This window comes from Roseococcus sp. GW821-FHT12F05, assembly GCF_058806835.1.
Window position 1 is genome coordinate 531,941 of the sequence record NZ_JBXAQB010000002.1, and the last position, 16,657, is coordinate 548,597.

18 protein-coding genes are annotated in these 16,657 nt (G+C 71.8%); 12 read left to right on the plus strand and 6 right to left on the minus strand.

Going from position 1 to position 16,657, the window contains the following annotated elements; translation table 11 throughout:
• Nucleotides 1–31: 31 nt before the first annotated feature.
• From AC1ROY_RS07335 to AC1ROY_RS07345, 3 genes are all read right to left on the minus strand, one after another.
• Entirely contained in the window at nt 32–319 is a 288-nt protein-coding gene (locus tag AC1ROY_RS07335; protein WP_493148004.1) for a hypothetical protein, read from the minus strand.
• 107 nt (nt 320–426) lie between these two features.
• Nucleotides 427–855 carry a hypothetical protein gene (locus tag AC1ROY_RS07340; RefSeq protein ID WP_493148006.1) on the minus strand — a complete coding sequence of 143 codons (429 nt, stop codon included), beginning with the start codon at nt 853–855 and terminating at the stop codon, nt 427–429.
• Between the two features lie 94 nt (nt 856–949).
• On the minus strand, nt 950–1,723 hold the full coding sequence (locus AC1ROY_RS07345) for a LamB/YcsF family protein (protein WP_493148007.1): 774 nt from the start codon (nt 1,721–1,723) through the stop codon (nt 950–952).
• On the opposite strand from AC1ROY_RS07345, the gene pxpB reads away from it, so the two are divergent.
• The 7 genes from pxpB (at nt 1,722) to AC1ROY_RS07380 (ending at nt 7,710) form a co-directional block, all read left to right on the plus strand.
• Nucleotides 1,722–2,528: a 5-oxoprolinase subunit PxpB gene (pxpB, locus tag AC1ROY_RS07350; RefSeq protein ID WP_493148008.1), complete on the plus strand. Its 807-nt coding sequence runs from the start codon at nt 1,722–1,724 to the stop codon at nt 2,526–2,528. The two genes, AC1ROY_RS07345 and pxpB, sit on opposite strands and share 2 nt — an antisense overlap.
• The gene (locus AC1ROY_RS07355; RefSeq protein ID WP_493148009.1) at nt 2,525–3,451 is read left to right on the plus strand and encodes a 5-oxoprolinase subunit C family protein; all 927 of its coding nucleotides are present in this window, start codon (nt 2,525–2,527) and stop codon (nt 3,449–3,451) included. Before pxpB ends, AC1ROY_RS07355 begins: the two co-directional genes overlap by 4 nt.
• 83 nt (nt 3,452–3,534) lie before the next feature.
• The gene (locus AC1ROY_RS07360; protein WP_493148011.1) at nt 3,535–4,584 is read left to right on the plus strand and encodes an LLM class flavin-dependent oxidoreductase; all 1,050 of its coding nucleotides are present in this window, start codon (nt 3,535–3,537) and stop codon (nt 4,582–4,584) included.
• Nucleotides 4,585–4,662: 78 nt separating this feature from the next.
• A complete protein-coding gene (locus AC1ROY_RS07365; protein WP_493148012.1) occupies nt 4,663–6,042 on the plus strand; it encodes a YncE family protein in 1,380 nt (459 codons plus the stop codon).
• Entirely contained in the window at nt 6,039–6,389 is a 351-nt protein-coding gene (locus tag AC1ROY_RS07370) for a DUF305 domain-containing protein (RefSeq protein ID WP_493148014.1), read from the plus strand. Before AC1ROY_RS07365 ends, AC1ROY_RS07370 begins: the two co-directional genes overlap by 4 nt.
• Nucleotides 6,386–6,913, plus strand: coding sequence for an RNA polymerase sigma factor (locus tag AC1ROY_RS07375; protein ID WP_493148015.1), 528 nt, complete (start codon nt 6,386–6,388; stop codon nt 6,911–6,913). The genes AC1ROY_RS07370 and AC1ROY_RS07375 overlap by 4 nt, the downstream gene beginning before the upstream one ends.
• On the plus strand, nt 6,910–7,710 hold the full coding sequence (locus AC1ROY_RS07380; protein WP_493148018.1) for an anti-sigma factor family protein: 801 nt from the start codon (nt 6,910–6,912) through the stop codon (nt 7,708–7,710). Before AC1ROY_RS07375 ends, AC1ROY_RS07380 begins: the two co-directional genes overlap by 4 nt.
• A gap of 75 nt (nt 7,711–7,785) precedes the next feature.
• Here the strand turns inward: AC1ROY_RS07380 and AC1ROY_RS07385 are convergent, their stop codons facing one another.
• The gene (locus tag AC1ROY_RS07385) at nt 7,786–8,718 is read right to left on the minus strand and encodes a LysR family transcriptional regulator (RefSeq protein ID WP_493148019.1); all 933 of its coding nucleotides are present in this window, start codon (nt 8,716–8,718) and stop codon (nt 7,786–7,788) included.
• 103 nt (nt 8,719–8,821) lie between these two features.
• Nucleotides 8,822–9,808: a Bug family tripartite tricarboxylate transporter substrate binding protein gene (locus tag AC1ROY_RS07390; protein WP_493148021.1), complete on the minus strand. Its 987-nt coding sequence runs from the start codon at nt 9,806–9,808 to the stop codon at nt 8,822–8,824.
• A 380-nt stretch (nt 9,809–10,188) separates the two neighbouring features.
• Between AC1ROY_RS07390 and AC1ROY_RS07395 the strand changes: the two genes are divergently transcribed.
• The 5 genes from AC1ROY_RS07395 to AC1ROY_RS07415 all read left to right on the plus strand — a co-directional run bounded on the left by AC1ROY_RS07395 (nt 10,189) and on the right by AC1ROY_RS07415 (nt 15,581).
• Nucleotides 10,189–10,419, plus strand: coding sequence for a DUF3311 domain-containing protein (locus AC1ROY_RS07395; protein ID WP_493148023.1), 231 nt, complete (start codon nt 10,189–10,191; stop codon nt 10,417–10,419).
• 43 nt (nt 10,420–10,462) lie between these two features.
• Complete coding sequence (gene mctP / locus AC1ROY_RS07400) at nt 10,463–11,989, plus strand: monocarboxylate uptake permease MctP (RefSeq protein ID WP_493148025.1); 1,527 nt, start codon at nt 10,463–10,465, stop codon at nt 11,987–11,989.
• A 10-nt stretch (nt 11,990–11,999) separates the two neighbouring features.
• On the plus strand, nt 12,000–12,746 hold the full coding sequence (locus AC1ROY_RS07405) for a 3-oxoacyl-ACP reductase family protein (RefSeq protein WP_493148027.1): 747 nt from the start codon (nt 12,000–12,002) through the stop codon (nt 12,744–12,746).
• Nucleotides 12,747–12,961: 215 nt separating this feature from the next.
• Entirely contained in the window at nt 12,962–14,395 is a 1,434-nt protein-coding gene (locus AC1ROY_RS07410) for an amidase (protein ID WP_493148028.1), read from the plus strand.
• Nucleotides 14,396–14,666: 271 nt separating this feature from the next.
• Complete coding sequence (locus tag AC1ROY_RS07415; RefSeq protein ID WP_493148030.1) at nt 14,667–15,581, plus strand: tripartite tricarboxylate transporter substrate-binding protein; 915 nt, start codon at nt 14,667–14,669, stop codon at nt 15,579–15,581.
• Nucleotides 15,582–15,593: 12 nt separating this feature from the next.
• Here AC1ROY_RS07415 and AC1ROY_RS07420 read toward each other — a convergent pair whose 3' ends face one another.
• A complete protein-coding gene (locus tag AC1ROY_RS07420) occupies nt 15,594–16,562 on the minus strand; it encodes an MBL fold metallo-hydrolase (RefSeq protein ID WP_493148031.1) in 969 nt (322 codons plus the stop codon).
• Nucleotides 16,563–16,657: the final 95 nt, after the last annotated feature.

Genomic DNA, 16,657 nt, shown 5'->3' on the forward strand with positions numbered 1-16,657 from the left:
GATGCGGATGCACGCGGCCGGTTGGCCGCGTTCAGACGATCGCGATCAGCCTGGGAGGTCTTTGCGGCGTGTCGCCGGCACGGCCGAGGCGGAATGTGTCCGGACCGGCCAGGTCGATGCGGATGGCCGAGACCGGCGCCGCCGCCACGAAATCCATCGGCGGCAGCGAAGCGGGATGGCACATGGCGCAATGCACGCCACAGGGCGTGGCCTTGTCACCCTGGTCGTGGCCATCCTGGACCGATTGCATGGAGGCCTCGACGCCATGGCCCTCGAAGGCATGCGCGTGCGGCGCCGCCCCGAGGAGCAGGAGCGCCATCAGGACGGGAAGCATCCGCCGGGCGATTCCATGAAGGCGCATCAGGACCATGCCCCTCACGGGTATCGCGCGAGGGCGCCGACGGTCAATCCCTCACGAGAACGGGATCACGCCCCTGCGGGGAAGATCCGGGACACGCTGGCCACGATCACGAAGAACTGGACCGCATTGTAGGCCATGCCCGCGTAGTGAAGGCGGCGCAGGCGGCGCACCGCCGTGACGTCGCCGGCATCCCGGACATCGAGCTCCGCGTCCATCCTCGACAGGAACCAGCGCCGCGCGCCGATCGCGAGGATCGCGACGACGCCGATCCCGATGGCGACCAGCGGCCGGCTGGCCAGGAGGAAGGCCATCACCGCAATGCCGCAGGTCACGCTCACGGCCAGGAAATGGAAGTTGAAGAGTCCCCGCAGCAGCCAGGTGACGATCGGGTCGCTCAGCGGCCTCAGCAGGAAGGTCGGCGACGCCACGAGGAAGTACAGCATGGGGAACATCAGGATGATGGTGGTGAGGAGTGCAAATCCGTTGGTCGTCATGGCGCGGCCGCGTCCTTCTCCAATGGAGGGATGCTGGCATATCGGGCAGGCCTTGCACCATCGTTTCTGCAAGGGAGCCCCGGCGGCCGCGGCGCTAGCCGGAGATCATCTGCGGCAGCGGCTTCAACGCCGCGCCGCCCTCCAGCAGGCCGGCGCGCACCTGCCGCGCCGCCTCGACGGCGCTGGGCTCGTCGCCATGCAGGCAGAGGGTCTGCACGTCCAGCTTCAGCCGCACGCCGCCGCGGGCGATCACCTCGCGCTCCAGCACCATGCGCAGCGCCTGCTCGCGGATCACGGCGATGTCGTGGTGCACGGCATCCGGCAGGGCGCGGCTGGCGAGGCGCCCATCAGGCTCGTAGAGCCGGTCCGCATAGCCCTCCAGCGCGCAGGGCAGCCCCTCCGCGCGCCCGGCCTTCTCGAGCTCGGTGCCCGGCAGCACCACCAGGATCATCCCGCGGTCCACCGCCCGCGCCGCGCGCGCGATCGCCCGGGCGAGATCCGCATCGGCGCTGGCGAGGGTGTTCAGCATGCCATGCGGCTTCACATGCGTGACCTTGCCGCCATGCAGCGCCGCCGTGCCGGCCAGGGCGCCGACCTGGTAGGCGGTGATGGCCTCCACCTCGCGCGCCGACATCTTCAGCGCCCGCCGCCCGAAGCCCTGGAGGTCCGGGAATCCCGGATGCGCGCCGATGCTGCAGCCGGCAGCGAGCGCCAGCCGCACCGTCTCCGCCATGATCTCCGGATCGCCCGCGTGATAGCCGCAGGCCAGGCTCGCGGAGTTGATGAGCGGCAGCAGCGCCGCGTCGTCGCCCATCTTCCAGGGCCCGAAGCTTTCGCCGAGATCGGCGTTGAGGGAGATCGCCACCATGGCGGCGATGATGGCGCGCGAGTCCCGGCGCGTCTACGACGCGGGGGGCTTTTGCCCGTCCATGACGCCGGTGCAAGCTGACGCGATGTCCTTCTCCGAGCCCCGGCTCCTGCCCGTCGGCGACGCCGCCCTCACCGTCGAGTTCGGCGCCTCCTACTCGCCCGAGGCCGCCGCCCGCGCGCGCAGCCTGGACCGGCAGCTCGAAGGCACGGACGGCATCGTGGAGCGGGTGGCCACGCTGCGCTCCCTGACCATCCACTACGACCCCCGACGCCTCAGCCTGCGCCGGCTGACGGCGCTCCTGCGCGGGCTGCCGCCCACGACGGACACCGAGGCCGAGGGCGCGCGCTGGATCCTGCCCATCTGCTACGAGGGCGAATACGCGCCTGATATCGCGGACCTCGCCGCGCGCCTCGGCCTGACGCAGGCGGAGGTCGTCGCGGTCCACGCGGCCGGCCGCTACCGCGCGGCCATGGTCGGCGGCTACCCCGGCTATCCCTACCTCGCCGGCCTCGATCCGCGCCTCGCCGCGCCGCGACGGACCACGCCGCGAATCGCCGTACCGGCGGGCTCGCTCGGCGTCGCGAACGAGTTCACCGCGATCTATCCGCAGGCGGTGCCCGGCGGCTGGAACCTCATCGGCCGCACGCCCGTGCCGCTCTTCGATCCCACGCGGCTGGAACGCCCCTCGCTGATCGCGACGGGCGACGAGGTCGCCTTCCGCGCCGTGCCGCCGGCGGAGTTCGGCGCGCTCGCCGACCGCCTCCGCGCCGGCGCCGATCCCGTGGCGCTCTGCCGCGCATGAGCGCCGCGATCCGTATCGTGGAGGGCGGGCTCTTCACCACCGTCCAGGATCTCGGCCGCGCCGGATACCAGCGGCTCGGCGTGCCGCCCTCGGGCGCGCTGGACCCGATCTCGCTGCGCACGGCGAACCTCGTCCTCGGCAATCCGCCCGATACGGCCGCGCTGGAGATGTGCCGCGTCGGCTGCGCCATCGAGGCCGAGGCGGAATCCGTGCGCGTCGCCCTCGCCGGCGCCCAGGCCTCGCACCCGATGCTGGAAAGCTTCCTTCTGCATCGCGGCGAGGTCCTTCGCATCGGCCGCATCGCGGGCGGCGCCTGCTACCTCGCCGTCGAGGGCGGCTTCGCCATCGCGCCCGTGCTCGGCAGCCTCTCCACCTACACGCGCGCCGGCTTCGGCGGTCTGCACGGCGGCCGGCTCCAGCCCGACGACCGGCTGCCGCTCGTGCAGCCCGCCGCCACCTCCCGCCGCGAGCGGCGCCTGCCCCACCCCGTCCCCGCCGAGCGCGACCGCCCGCTGCGCGTCATCCTCGGCCCGCAGGACGACCACTTCACCGAGGAGGCGATCGACGCCCTTCTGACCGCGGACTTCACCGTCACATCGGATGCCGACCGCATGGGCCTGCGCCTCGCCGGCCCGAAGCTGACTCATATCGGCCGCCCGGAGATCGCCACGGACGGGCTGGCCACGGGCGTCCTCCAGGTCCCCGGAAGCGGCCAGCCCATCGCCCTGCTGCCCGATCGCCACACCTCCGGCGGCTACCCCAAGATCTGCACCGTCGTCACCGCCGACCTGCATCGCCTCGGCCAGTCCGTCCCGGGCACCGTCCTGCGCTTCGAGGCCGTCGCGCCCGAGCAGGCGCGCGTGGCCCTCCAAAGGCTCGAAGCCGCCATGGCCGGCATGGCCGACCTGCTGCGCGAGGCATAACCGCTAGGCCCAGTCCCGACGGACACGGGATGGAAACACCCTGCTATGCTGCGCCGCGAAACCGGCCTGGAGCTTTGACCGCGATGGAACTGGCGCTCTTCAACCTGATGTCGCTGAACCATGAGGGCGAGACGCCGGCCTCGGTCTTCGAGATGACGGCCGCCGCCGTCCAACTCGCGGAAAAGGTGGGCTTCGACGCCACCTGGTTCGCCGAGCACCACTTCACCAGCGCCTCGATCTGCCCCAACCCGCTGCTGATGGTCGCGCATTGCGCCGGCCTCACGAAGCGCATCCGCCTCGGCACCGGCGTGGTCGTGCTGCCGCTGCACAACCCGCTGCGCGCCGTGCAGGAGATCGGCTTCGCCCAGCTCGCCGCCGGCGGCCGCCTCAACCTCGGCATCGCCACGGGCCACCAGTTCCACGAGTTCAACAGCTACGGCATCGACCACGCCGCGCGCGCCGAGGCGATGCACGAGGAGTGGGACATCCTGGTCGAGGGCCTCACCACCGGCCGCGTGAACCACCAGGGCCAGCACTACAGCTACCCCGATTCGCCCATCTGCATCGCGCCCGGCCTGCCGCCGATCTACCTCGCCGGCGCCAGCGGCAGCCTGCTGGAGCGCGCGGGCCGCACCGGCGCCACGCTCCTGGTCAGCCAGGGCGTCCGCACCGCCGAGATGGCGCTTCCGCTGAAGGCCAAGGCCGAGGAGGGCTACCGCGCCGGCGGCTTCACCGGCCGCGACATGCCCCTCGGCCTGCAGCGCTACATCTTCGTCACCGACGACCCCGCCGAGCAGCGCCGCGCCGCCGAGGGCGTGCTGAAGCTCGCGCGCACCACCCTCTCGCTGCGCGTCCCCGTGCCGCCGCGCGACGGCGTGCGCATGCACTCCGTGCCCTTCGAGGGCGAGCCGACGATCGAGTGGCTGCTGGAGAACACGCCCATCGGCAGCGTGGAGAAGGTGACGCGCATCCTCTCGCACGATGTGAAGGTGCTGCGGCCCTCGCATATCAGCATGTATTGCGGCTTCTCCGGCCTGCCGGCGCCGAAGGTGCTGGCGGCGATCGAGCGCCTCGGCCGCGACGTGCTGCCGGCGCTGCGCCAGAGCGCCGAGGCGGAGGCCCTGGCGGCCTGATTCTTCGCGGCGCGCGGGAATAATCCGGAGTCCGGCTTCGTCCATGTCGTGAAATACCCACGACAGGATCCCCGCCGCATGGACATCGACATCACCCGCCGCGCCGCGCTGGCCGCGGCCGGCGCCCTCGCCGCCACGCCCGCCTTCGCGCAGAGCCTGCCCGCGCGCGCCGAGGGCGACGTGCCTGCGGCACGCGCCGGCGACGGCGTCTGGATCTGCTGCGAGGACAGCAACACCCTCGTCGTCGTCGATCCCGTCGGCCTCGCCGTCGAGACCACGGTGAACCTCACCTCCTTCGACGAGGATGCGCGCCCGCCCTTCCGCCTCGTCACCGGCGGCGTCATCCCGACGCATGGCGCGATGATCCAGAAGCCGCTCTACCATGGCGGCATCTCCATCCACGGCGCGGTGCCCAACCCGGATTCCACGCTGGTCGCCACCACCGGCCGGGGCTCCAGCAACCTCTATCTCATCGACACGCGCACGCGGCGGATCCTGGGCAATCGCGACAACCCCATGGCCTCGCCGCAGACCACGCGCGAGCGCATCACCAGCGGCATCTTCGTGGGCCGCGAGCCGCACGAGCCCACCTTCACGCGCAACGGCAAGGAGATCTGGGTGACGGTGCGCGGCGAGGACCGCATCGCCGTGCTCGACGTGCAGCGCGCGAAGGAGGAGAGCGCCGGCGGCAGGCCCGGCCACGCCCTCCTGGGCTTCGTGGACACGCTGCCCGGCCCCGCGCATGCCTGGTTCTCGGCCGACGGACGCCGTGCCGCGGTGATCAGCCAGAAGTCGCCGCTCATCGACCTGCTGGACGTGACCTACGACGCCGAGGGCCACAGCTCCGCGCGCCGCGTCGCCCGCCTCGACATCCGCGAGCGCGACCGCTTCGGCTTCAGCCCCTTCCTCAAGCTGAGCCCCGAGGGAGGCGAGTTCTGGATCAGCCACAAGCTGGCCGACGCGCTCTCGGTGCTGCCGGCCGACGGCCGGGCGATCGCCGAGACCATCCCGCTCGGCAATATGGCCCGCCCCAACCATGTGGAGTTCGTGGAGAACGCGAACGGCCGTGCCGTCTATGCCAGCCTCGCCCGCGTCGACGACGGCGCGGGGCCGGGCGGCAGCGCTTCCTCGAAGCTCGCGATCATCGACCGTTCCGCGCCATCAGGGCAGCGCCGCGTCGTCGCCGAGGTCGCGACCGGCGGGCGCGAGGCGCATGGCCTCTGGCTCGACCCTGCCGGCACGCGGCTCTTCGTCACCCACGAGCAGGACGAGCTGCCCGGCACGCCCGGCGAGGGCCAGACGCTCTGCACCGTGCTCGACGTCGCCGATCCCTTCCGGCCCCGCTTCCTGGAACGCATCGCGCTGGGCGACCTCGTGCTGCCCTCCGGACGGCTGCGCAACAAGAAGGGCATCAACCTCGTCTTCGTCCGCCCCGGCGCGAGGAGCGTGACGGGATGAGCCATTCGCATCACGCGCATGACGCGCAGCCGCAAGACGCCTTCGCGCGTGACATGGACGCCGCCATGGAGCGCATGATGGCCGGCATGCACGCCGCCCCGCCCAGCGGGAAGCCCGACCAGGATTTCCTCGCCATGATGGTCCCGCACCACGAGGGCGCGATCGAGATGGCGCGGCTCGTGCTGCTGCATGGGCGCGACCCGCTCACGCGGCAATTCGCCGAGGAAATCCTGGCCGGCCAGACCACGGAGGTCCTGGCCATGCGCGCCCGCCTCGCCGCGCTGCGCGCCGGCGGCCCGGAATACCCCACCCGGGAATATCCCACTCTGGGCGGGACCCGCGGATGAGCCGCGACGCCGAGATGGCCGCGCTCATCGAGCCGCACATCCCGGCGCTGCGCCGCTTCGCCCATGCGCTGCTGCACGATTCCGCCGCCGCCGACGACCTCGTGCAGGACGCGCTGGAGCGTGCCATCTCGCGCTGGCACCTGCGCCGGCGCGAGGTGAGCCCGCGCCCCTGGCTCTTCGCGATCCTGCACAACCTCTTCATCGACGGCCGCCGCCGCAGCCAGCGCCGCGGCGAGATCCACCTGGACGAGAACGACCTGCCCCTGCCCGATCCCAGCGCCGACCCCGAGGAGCGCGCCCTCTGGCGCGACGCGCTGTCCGCGCTCGCGCGGCTGCCGGAGGAGCAGCGCACCGTGCTCCTCCTCGTCGGCGTGGAGGATTTCTCCTATGCCGAGGCGGGCCGCCTCACCAACGCCCCGCTCGGCACGGTGATGTCGCGCCTCGCGCGCGGCCGCCAGCGCCTGCGCCGCCTGCTGGAGGGCGAAGAGGCGCCCGGCCGCCCGACCCTGAGGAGGGTGAAGTGAGCAACCCCCTGCCCATCGGTGACGACGACCTGCAGGCCTGGCTGGACGGCGCCCTGCCGCCCGACCGCCGCGCCGAGGTCGCCGCCTGGCTCGACGCCAACCCCGACACCGCCGCGCGGCTGCGCGCGATGGCCCTGGATCGCGAGGCGCTGCGGGCCGCGCTCCGCCCCATCCATGACGAGCCCATTCCCGCGCGGCTGCGCGTCGCCAACCTGCTGGCCGCGCAGCGCCGTTCCCGGCTGGACCGCTTTCGCCGCATCGCCGCCGTCTGCGCCTGGCTCGCGCTGGGCGGCGTGGCGGGCTGGGCCGGCCGCTCCGCGCTGATCGAGCCGCCCCCAGGGACGACCACCACGCGCCCCATGGTCGCCGAGGCGCTGGCCGCGCATCACGTCTTCGCGGCCGACCTGCGCCGCCCCGTCGAGGTCGCAGCCGAGCAGGACACGCAGCTCGTCCGTTGGCTCTCCAACCGGCTGGGCCGGTCGGTCTCCGTGCCGGACCTCGCCCCCGTCGGCTATCGTCTGATGGGCGGGCGCCTGCTTCCCGGCGCCGGCGGCGACCCCGCCGCGCAGCTGATGTACGAGGATGCGGAGCACCATCGCCTGACGGTCTACCTGCGCGCCGACCGCGGCGGCGGCGGGCCGGAGTTCCGCTATACCGACGACCCCGTGCGCGGGGCCTCCGCCTTCTGGTGGGTGGACCGGGGCTTCGGCTATGCGGTCTCCGCCGAAGGGCTCGACCGCGCGGCTCTGCTGCGGGTCGCGGAGTCGGTGCACCGGCAGGTGCTGCGGCCGTTATAGGCCTGGCCAAAAGCCTGGCGGGGTTGGCCGCGAAGCGGAAACGGCGCGGGAGGGGCCGTGTCCCTCCCGCTCCCGTCAGTTCAGGCTGCCGCGCAGCCTCCCATCCGCGATCCGCCGGCGCACCTCCTCGCGCAGGAACCGCACCACCGCGCGCGTCGCGGGCGAGACCTCGGCCGAGGTGCCCAGCACGAAGCCGTGCAGCAGCACCGGCGCGCAGACCCGCGCCGCCGCCAGCGCGCCCGCCTCGATCTCCAGCGACACCGCATCCCAGGCGAAGAGCGTGTAGCCGAGCCCCTCGGCCACCATGTGCTTCACGCCGGTCAGCGAATCCACGTCCTGGATATCCGCCGCGGCCAGGCCCGCGGCCGACAGCGCCACGCCCACCTCGCGCCGCACGCCGTGATGCCGACCGGGCAGCAGCAGCGGCAGCGAAGCCACGTCGGCAAGCGCGATCTCGCCCGACGGCGTCAGCAGCTGCGCGATCCTGAGATCGCCCGGCGGGTGCACGAGGAAGAGATGCGCGTCGTAGAGCGGCTCGGTCTTCACCGCGGCGCTGCGCCGCATCGGGTTGAGCACCGCGATGTCCACCTCGCCCCGCGTCAGCCATTCATGGATGGTGCCGGTGAAGCCGTCGCGCAGGTTCAGCTCCACCTCCGGCATCTCCGCGCGCAGGTGGCGCATCAGCGCCGGCCCCAGCGCCGCCGCGACCGAGGGCGGCATGGCCACGCGCAGCTTGCCGCGCGCCACGCCCTGCGCGGCCATCGCCTCCTCGCGGACGCGGTCGAGATCGTCCAGCACGGGCGAGACCGCCTCGGCGAAGCGCCGCCCCTCCTCGGTCGGGATCACGCCGCGGCCGTTGCGGTGGAGCAGGCGGATGCCGAGCTCCTCCTCCAGCGCGCGCACCTGCCGGCTCAGCGCCGGCTGCGCGATGCCGAGCGCGGCGGCAGCGCGAGAGAAGCTGCCCTCGGCCACGATCCGCCGGAAGAGCTGGAGCTGCCGGAGGTCCATGCTAGAGGCTTGTCCGTTCGCAACGGCTCACGGCAAAGCCTCCAGCCTGTCGTCTGAGAGCATGATTCACGCCTCCGGTGATTCCACCTGCAGCGATCATGCCCTACTCCGCGCGCGCGCCGGTGCGCGCCACGACCTCGCGCCAGGTGACGATGTCGCGCGCCAGCCGCTCGCGCGTCACCTCCGGCGGCTGCACGTTCGGCGTGAAGCCCATGGCGGAGATGCGCTCGCGCACCTCGGGTTCGTTGGCGACGCGGGTGAAGACCTCGGTGAGCCGGTTCAGGATGGGCTGCGGCGTGCGCGCCGGGGCCATCAGCGCGTACCAGGTGGTGCTGTCGAAGCCCGGCAGGTTGCAGGCCTCGGCGACGGTCGGCACCTCCGGCACCGCGGCCACGCGCTGCGCCGAGGTCACCGCCAGCAGCCGCACACGGCCCTGCCGGTAGAACTCGATCACCGGCCCGGTCTGGTAGAAGAAGACGTCCACGTCGCCCTGGTAGAGCGCCGTCATCGCGAAGGGCCCGCCGCGATAAGGCACGTGCACGAGGTTCAGCCCCAGCACCCAGGCGAACTGCGCACCGGCGAGATGCGTGGAGGCGCCGTTGCCCGTGCTCGCGTAGTTGAGCTGCCCCGGCCGCGCCCGCGCCGCGTCCACCACCGCTTGGCACGTCGTGAACTGCGGCCGCTTCTCGGTGCTGACCGTCATGAAGTTCGGCGCGTCGAAGACGCTCATGATCGGCACGAGGTCGGTCTGCGTGTCGATCGGCATGCGCGGGAAGACCGCGGGGTTGATCGCCATCATCGCCGAGGTGGCGAAGGTGATGGTGTGGCCGTCCGGCGCCGCGCGCGCCACGTATTCCATGCTGATATTGCCCGAGGCGCCGGCGCGGATGTCGATCACCATCGGCACGCCGAGCTCGCGCTGGACGCGCTCCAGGATGATGCGGCCGTAGATGTCGATGGTGGTGCCCGCCGGGAAGCCCGAGACGAACATCAGCGGCCGCCCGGGCTGCGGGAATTCCTGTGCCGTCGCGTGGACACCCATCAGCAGCATGGCCGCGCACGCGCTGCGCCTGATCCAGTCGAACATCATCCCTGCCTCGCCTCTCTTCGATCCGATTCCAGTCGTGCGCGCAGCGTCTCTCCGTGCTGGAAAGTCTGGCCAGTTCGTGGAGAAAGATACAGGGGGCGCGAGAACAAGCTTATAATCTTTCGGCGTGGCCGGCGGCGAACCGCACGGGGCGATGTCGGCCCCCGTACCCCGGCCGTGCGCCGACCTTTCGGCGCCATGCCGGCCGCCGAAGAACAACCGGCGACATCCTGCCCGGCACGACCGCGTCCCAAAGTCCCGCAGCCCGTCCCCATCTGACGCCGCGGGGATCGTGACTACAATCGTAGCGACAGGGCGGCCCCTTGAAACCGTCGGGCAGCACGCCCCCTCAATCTTCCCAGTCGAAACGGGGAAAGAATGAGATGAATAATCAGCAATATCTTCAGAAAGAGCAGCATCAAAGCCCGAATTGGATGGCTTGGCGCCTGTTGTTGCTGCTGCCTTTTGCAGCATCTCTCTGGGTTTCGTCCTACAGCGTCGCGGAACCTGCATGGGCGGGCATTCCGTTCTTCTACTGGTACCAGATGCTGCTGGTCCCCGTCTCGGGCGTCCTGACCGGGATCGTCTACCTCGCCGAGCACCGGCGCGCCTGAGACGCCCTCCGAAACACCAACTCCGTCCTGACGAGGTTCCCCCATGAACTGGACCACCCTGATCGTGTTCACCGCCCTGGTCCTGTTCGTGACGGGCCTCGGCTTCGCCGCCGCCCGATGGCGCCGCGGAGACCTCAGCCAGCTGAACGAATGGGGCCTGGGCGGCCGCCGTTTCGGGACCGTGGTCACCTGGTTCCTGCTGGGAGGCGATCTCTACACCGCCTACACCTTCATCGCCGTGCCCGCGCTGGTCTTCGGCGCGGGCGCGATCGGGTTCTACGCGATCCCCTACACGATCATGATCTATCCCATCCTCTACGTGGTCTTCGCCCGCCTGGTCGAGGTCTTCCACCGGGCCGGCCATGTCACCGCCGCCGACTTCGTGCGCACGCAATTCGCCAACCGGTGGCTGGCGCTCGCCATCGCCGTCACCGGCCTCGTTGCGACCATGCCCTATATCGCGCTGCAGCTGGTCGGGCTCGAGGTGGTGGTCGCCGCCATGGGCGTCCCGGTGACGGGGTGGCTGGGCGACCTGCCGCTCATCCTCGCCTTCGTGGTCCTGGCCGCCTTCACCTACACCAGCGGCCTGCGCGCGCCGGCCATGATCGCGATCGTGAAGGACGCGCTCATCTACGTGACGGCCTTCGCCGCCGTCGTGATCGTGCCGATGAAGCTCGGCGGCTTCGGCGGAATCTTCGCCGAAGTGCCCCCGTCCCGGCTGCTGCTCGCCACGCCCGGTCCGGGCAGCACGGGCTCCTTCAGCGCCTATGCCACCCTCGCCTTCGGCTCCGCGCTCGCCCTCTATCTCTACCCGCATGCGATGACCGGCCTGCTCGGCGCCAGCAGCGGCCGGACGATCCGGCGCAACGCGGCCATCCTCCCCGCCTATTCGCTGGTGCTGGGCGTGCTCTCGCTGATGGGCTTCATGGCCCTGGCCGCCGGCGTCGCCCGCATGCCCGAATTCGCCGAGGGCTTCGGGCGGTACGGCGCGAACTTCTCGGTTCCCGCGCTGGTGCTGGCGGTGTTCCCGCCCTGGTTCGCCGGGGTGGCCTTCGCCGCCATCGCGATCGGCGCGCTGGTCCCGGCCTCGATCATGTCGATCGCGGTCGCCAACATCTACACCCGCAACATCCATCGCGAGTTCGTGAACCCCGCCTGCACCGACGCAGAGGAGACCCAGGTGGCGAAGCTCGCCTCGCTGATCGTGAAGGTGGGCGCCCTGGCCTTCATCCTGTTCCTGCCGCTTCCCTACGCGGTCGAGCTCCAGCTGCTGGGTGGGGTCTGGATCATCCAGACCCTGCCGGCGGTGCTCTCGGCGCTCTACACGCGGTTCTTCCACGGCTGGGCCCTGCTGGCGGGATGGGGCGTGGGGATCGCCGCGGCGACCTGGATGGCCGCGCAGCTCGACTTCAAGGCCGCGATCTATCCCGTCGCGATCGGCGGCTTCACGATCCCCTGCTACATCGCCATCCCCTCGGTGCTGCTGAACGTCGCGGTCGCGGCGGCGCTGTCGCTGGCCCTGCGCGCCTCCGGCCTCGGCCGCCCGAGCGCCACCACCGCGGGCATCTGAGATGTCCCGCATGGCAGCCCTGAACGGCCGGGTCGCGCTGGTGACCGGCGGGGCGCGCGGCATCGGGGCGGCGATCGCCCGGCGCCTGAGCGACGAGGGCGCGGCCGTCGCCGTCACCTACGCGACGTCGCAGGAGACCGCGGAGGCGCTCGCCGCCTCGATCCGGGAGGCCGGCGGCCAGGCCCTCGCGCTGCGCGCCGACAGCGCCGTCGCCGGCGACATCCGGGCCGCCGTCGAGGAGACGGTCGGCGCCTTCGGCCGGCTCGACATCCTCGTCAACAATGCCGGGATCCTGCGCCGCGGCACCCTGCCGGCCTATTCCATGGCCGACCTGGACGCGATGATCGCCGTCAACATCAAGGGACTCTTCGTCGCGACGCAGGAGGCCGCCCGGCACATGGGCGAAGGCGGCGGCCGGATCATCAACATCGGCAGCGCCAGCAGCGACCACGTGCCGATCGCGGGCCTCGCCGTCTATGCGATGACCAAGGGCGCCGTCGCCAGCCTGACGCGCGGGCTCGCGCGCGAGCTGGGCCCGCGCGGGATCACCGTCAACAACGTCCAGCCCGGACGGATCGACACGCCGCTGCTGCGCGAGGGGCTGGGGGCCTCCTTCGAATACGTGCGGCAGACCATCGCGCTGCAGCGCTTCGGCGCCTGCGACGACGTCGCGGGACTCGTGGCCTATCTCGCGAGCGCCGAGGCGGGCTTCGTGACGGGCGGGAACTTCAAGATCGACGGAGGGGCGTCGCTGTGACGGCGTGCGGGTGGATTGAGAAGGGCTCCGCCCTCCTCAGGCTCCACCCGCCAGGGCTTTATGCCCTGGACCCCAGAAGTGGGGGGTTGGCGCCGAAGGCGAGACAACGACGGGAGGGCAAAGCCCCTCCCGGAAGACCTCTCGAAATCGGCAGCGCCGCCGCTTGTGCCTCGCGCAAGGCGCCAGCACTCTCGGCCTTCCAGCCGGAGAGCCAGATGCCCGACGCCGACCTCCTCTTCACGCCCGCCACATCGACGGCCGCGCTCATCCGCCGCGGGAAGCTTTCGCCGGTCGAGTATGTGGACGCCGTGCTCGCCGCGATCGAGGTCCAGCAGCCGCGGCTCAACGTCTTCGCCGAGGTCATGGCCGAGGAGGCCCGCGCCGAGGCCATGAAGGCCGAGGCCGCGGTGAAGTCCGGCGGCCCCCTCGGCCCGCTGCACGGCGTGCCCGTCCACATCAAGGACCTGCTGGACGTGAAGGGCGTGCCCACGCGCAAGGGCTCGGCCATCTTCAACGAAGCCCCGCCCGCCGCCACGGACGACGTGCTGGTCGCGCGGCTGCGCGCGGCCGGCGCGATCATCATCGGCAAGTCGACCACGCCGGAATTCGGCAACAAGGGCCTGACCGACAGCCCGCCCCACGGCATCACCCGCAACCCCTGGAACCTCGGCCGCACCTCCGGCGGCTCCAGCGGCGGGGCCGCGGCGGCCGTCGCGGCAGGCCTCGCGCCGCTCGGCCTCGGCACGGACGGCGCTGGCTCGGTGCGCGGGCCGGCGGCCTGCTGCGGCGTGGTCGGGCTGAAGCCCACGCTCGGCAGCGTGCCCTACGAGACCGCGGCCGACATGCACGGCAACAACATCTTCGCAGGTCCCCTCGCCCGCACCGTCACCGACGCCGCGGTGATGCATGCGGTGCTGACCGGCGCCGCCTCCAAGGACGGCTGGTCGCTGAAGGGCGAGGACCGCCGGCAGCTCTCGCCCCAGCTCGTCGGTGGCGATCTCTCCGCCATCCGCATCGGCTACATCCCCCGCTGCCACAACCCGCGCGTGGCGGCGGACGTGACGGCCAACACCCAGGCCTCGCTCGAGGCCTGGGCCGGCATGGGCGCCGAGATCGAAGAGGTCACGGACGCGATCGACTGGATCGAATACGAGGGCCGCATCCTCTACCAGGCCGGCTTCGCCGTGAGCTTCGCGCAATATCTCCCGCGCTGGCAGAACCAGATGGACCCGGTGACGCTCGCCTTCATGGAGCGCGGCAACGGCTTCGGCCTGCACGACTTCCGCAACGCGCAATTCGCGCGCACGCGGCTGTTCCGCGCGATCCAGGCGCTGTTCGACCGCTACGACTTCCTCGTCACGCCGACGATGACCCGCACCGCTTTGCCCGTGGAGTTCGACGCGGCGAACGACGAGGTCGAGGTGGACGGCGTGAAGTACGGCATCACCCGCCAGGGCTGGACCGCCTACCAGTACCCTTTCAACCTCACCGGCCACCCCGCCGTCTCGCTGCCCTCGGGCTTCGGCACGGACGGCCTGCCGACCGCCGTGCAGATCGTGGGGAAATGGGGCGCGGAGACCGACGTGCTGCGGCTCGGCGCGCTGCTGGAGCAGGCCCGCCCCTGGGCGCAGCACCGCCCGCCCGGCTAGATCGTGATGCGTTCGCTTTCGCTCACGCATCCCAATCCAGCCTTTGTTCTGGCGCGTTATTCAGATCTGCGGCGCCTTCGCGCCTTCGATCATCACGTTCCAGGCTCTCGCCCACCCGCCGGTTCCCCTTGCCATCCCGGTCCGCCTCACCTTACGGTTCGTTCATAAACAACGAGCCCGCGGCCTCGAAGCCGACGTGGCCGCCGGGAGACGAACAGCAATGTCGACATGGACCAGGCGCGGCGCGATCGCCGCCGGGTTGGCTGCACCTATGGTGGCTCGCGCCCAGGGCGGCCCCGTCCGCCTGCTGGTACCCTTCGCGCCGGGCGGCACCGCCGACCAGATCGCCCGCCTTGTCCAGCCTGGCCTGCAGCAGCGGCTCGGCGTGACGGTCGTCGTCGAGAACCGGCCCGGCGCCTATGGCAGCATCGGCGCGGCCGCGGCCGCGCGCGCGGCGCCCGACGGCAACACCTGGCTCTTCGTCTTCGACACCCACGCGGTCAACCCGTCGCTGCTGGCCTCGCAGCCCTTCGACCACGAGCGGGACCTCGCGCCGGTCATGCTCATCGGCACCGCGCCGAACGTCATCGCCGCGCATCCCGCGCGCCCCTACCGGACGCTGACCGACCTGCTCGCGGCGGCCGAGGCCCGGCCCGGCGAGATCAACTACACCTCGGCCGGCATGGGCAGCCTCGGCCATCTCACCATGGTGCTGATCGCGCAGCGCCGGGGGCTGCGGATGGTCCACGTGCCCTATGCGGGCGGGGCGGCGCCGGCCGTCACCTCGGCCGTCGCCAATCACGTGGACGCCATCATCGCCGCGACGACGGTGCTGTCGGCGCAGTTCTCCGCCGAGACGCTGCGGCCGCTGGCGCAGACCTCGCCCGCGCGCCACCCGACCCTGCTCTCGGTGCCGACGCTCTCCGAGAGCGGCCTGCCGGATATCGACGCCACGCCCTGGTGGGGCGTCTATGCGCCCGGCGCCACGCCCCGGCCGGTGATCGACCGCTTCAACGCGGATCTCGCCGCGGCGCTGCGCGCGGAGGAGGTCAACCGCCGGCTGACGCGGCTGATGGGCGTGACCGTCATCGCCAGCGGCCCCGAGGAGATGCGCGAGCACTTCGCCCGCCAGCTTCGCCTCTGGGGCGACGTCGTGCGGCAGAACAACATCCGGGCCGAGGGCTGATCCTCCCGGGCCTCAGCCCTGCAAGGCCCAGTCCGCCACCTGCCAGCGCAGCCGCCCCCCGTCCGAGACGATGCGGCCAAGGCCGGGAAAGGGCATATGCGTCGCGGCGATCAGCGCGCCTTCCGCCGCGGCGCGCGGGAAGAAGCGGTCCCGCATCGCCTGCGCCGCCGCGGGATCCTGCTCGAACAGGAAGCCCACATCCGTCGCCATCGGGTGCACCACCGGGAAGAGCATGTCGGACACCATGATCAGGCTCTGCCCGGCATCCTCGATCCGCACCCCGATATGGCCGGGCGTATGGCCGGTCAGGTCCACGATGGAGACCCCGCGCGCGATCTGGCGCTGGCCGTCGATCGCCTGCAGCCGCGGATAGAGGCGCACCAGGTCGGCCGACATGCGGAAGCTGTTCTGCAGATAGTCGGGCGCGGCGGCACGCTTGGCCGGATCGGTCCAGTGGGCGATGTCGCGCCGGTCGACATGCAGCTCCGCATTGGGGAAATTGTTCTGCCCGCCGGCGATCAGCCCGCCCATGTGGTCCTCGTGCATGTGGGTCACGATGACCGCGTCGATCTGGTCGCGGCGCAGGCCCAGGGCGGCGAGCGCCTGCGGCAGGGCGCCCGTCTGCCCGATCGAGCCGGCCGGCCCGGCATCGACCAGGATCCGGCGCTCGCCATCCTCGATCAGATACTGGTTGAACACGAAGCGGACGCCGCTGGGCCGGGCGGTGAACTGCGCCACCGCCGCCCCCTCGACCTGCGCGGCCGTGCGGCCCGGGAAGAAGGTGTAGGGCATGTCCGCATAGCCGTCCGTCAGCGCGGTCACGGTGAAGCGGCCGATCCGGATCTGCGCCAGCGGCGTCACGGCAACGGCCGGGGTGGCCGCGGCCGCGCTCCGGGCCGGGGTGACGAGGGGCAGGAGGCCGCCACCGAGCACGCCGAATGGAAGGCCGCGCGTGAAGGCGCGGCGGGGCAGGTCAGTCATGGCTTGCTCTTTCTGGTCAGTGGCGCGCCCCATGCCGGCCCCGATGGGCCGGCCGTGTTCGCCGGGCGGAAGGCTAGAACCTCCGCCGCGTGGCG

Coding starts and splice junctions, on each gene's coding strand:
- AC1ROY_RS07335 (WP_493148004.1), bottom strand. CDS start 319: ATGGCGCTCCTGCTCCTCGGGGCGGCGCCGCACGCGCATGCCTTCGAG.
- AC1ROY_RS07340 (WP_493148006.1), bottom strand. CDS start 855: ATGACGACCAACGGATTTGCACTCCTCACCACCATCATCCTGATGTTC.
- pxpB (WP_493148008.1), top strand. CDS start 1,722: ATGGCGGCGATGATGGCGCGCGAGTCCCGGCGCGTCTACGACGCGGGG.
- AC1ROY_RS07345 (WP_493148007.1), bottom strand. CDS start 1,723: ATGGTGGCGATCTCCCTCAACGCCGATCTCGGCGAAAGCTTCGGGCCC.
- AC1ROY_RS07355 (WP_493148009.1), top strand. CDS start 2,525: ATGAGCGCCGCGATCCGTATCGTGGAGGGCGGGCTCTTCACCACCGTC.
- AC1ROY_RS07360 (WP_493148011.1), top strand. CDS start 3,535: ATGGAACTGGCGCTCTTCAACCTGATGTCGCTGAACCATGAGGGCGAG.
- AC1ROY_RS07365 (WP_493148012.1), top strand. CDS start 4,663: ATGGACATCGACATCACCCGCCGCGCCGCGCTGGCCGCGGCCGGCGCC.
- AC1ROY_RS07370 (WP_493148014.1), top strand. CDS start 6,039: ATGAGCCATTCGCATCACGCGCATGACGCGCAGCCGCAAGACGCCTTC.
- AC1ROY_RS07375 (WP_493148015.1), top strand. CDS start 6,386: ATGAGCCGCGACGCCGAGATGGCCGCGCTCATCGAGCCGCACATCCCG.
- AC1ROY_RS07385 (WP_493148019.1), bottom strand. CDS start 8,718: ATGGACCTCCGGCAGCTCCAGCTCTTCCGGCGGATCGTGGCCGAGGGC.
- AC1ROY_RS07390 (WP_493148021.1), bottom strand. CDS start 9,808: ATGATGTTCGACTGGATCAGGCGCAGCGCGTGCGCGGCCATGCTGCTG.
- AC1ROY_RS07395 (WP_493148023.1), top strand. CDS start 10,189: ATGAATAATCAGCAATATCTTCAGAAAGAGCAGCATCAAAGCCCGAAT.
- mctP (WP_493148025.1), top strand. CDS start 10,463: ATGAACTGGACCACCCTGATCGTGTTCACCGCCCTGGTCCTGTTCGTG.
- AC1ROY_RS07405 (WP_493148027.1), top strand. CDS start 12,000: ATGGCAGCCCTGAACGGCCGGGTCGCGCTGGTGACCGGCGGGGCGCGC.
- AC1ROY_RS07410 (WP_493148028.1), top strand. CDS start 12,962: ATGCCCGACGCCGACCTCCTCTTCACGCCCGCCACATCGACGGCCGCG.
- AC1ROY_RS07415 (WP_493148030.1), top strand. CDS start 14,667: ATGGTGGCTCGCGCCCAGGGCGGCCCCGTCCGCCTGCTGGTACCCTTC.
- AC1ROY_RS07420 (WP_493148031.1), bottom strand. CDS start 16,562: ATGACTGACCTGCCCCGCCGCGCCTTCACGCGCGGCCTTCCATTCGGC.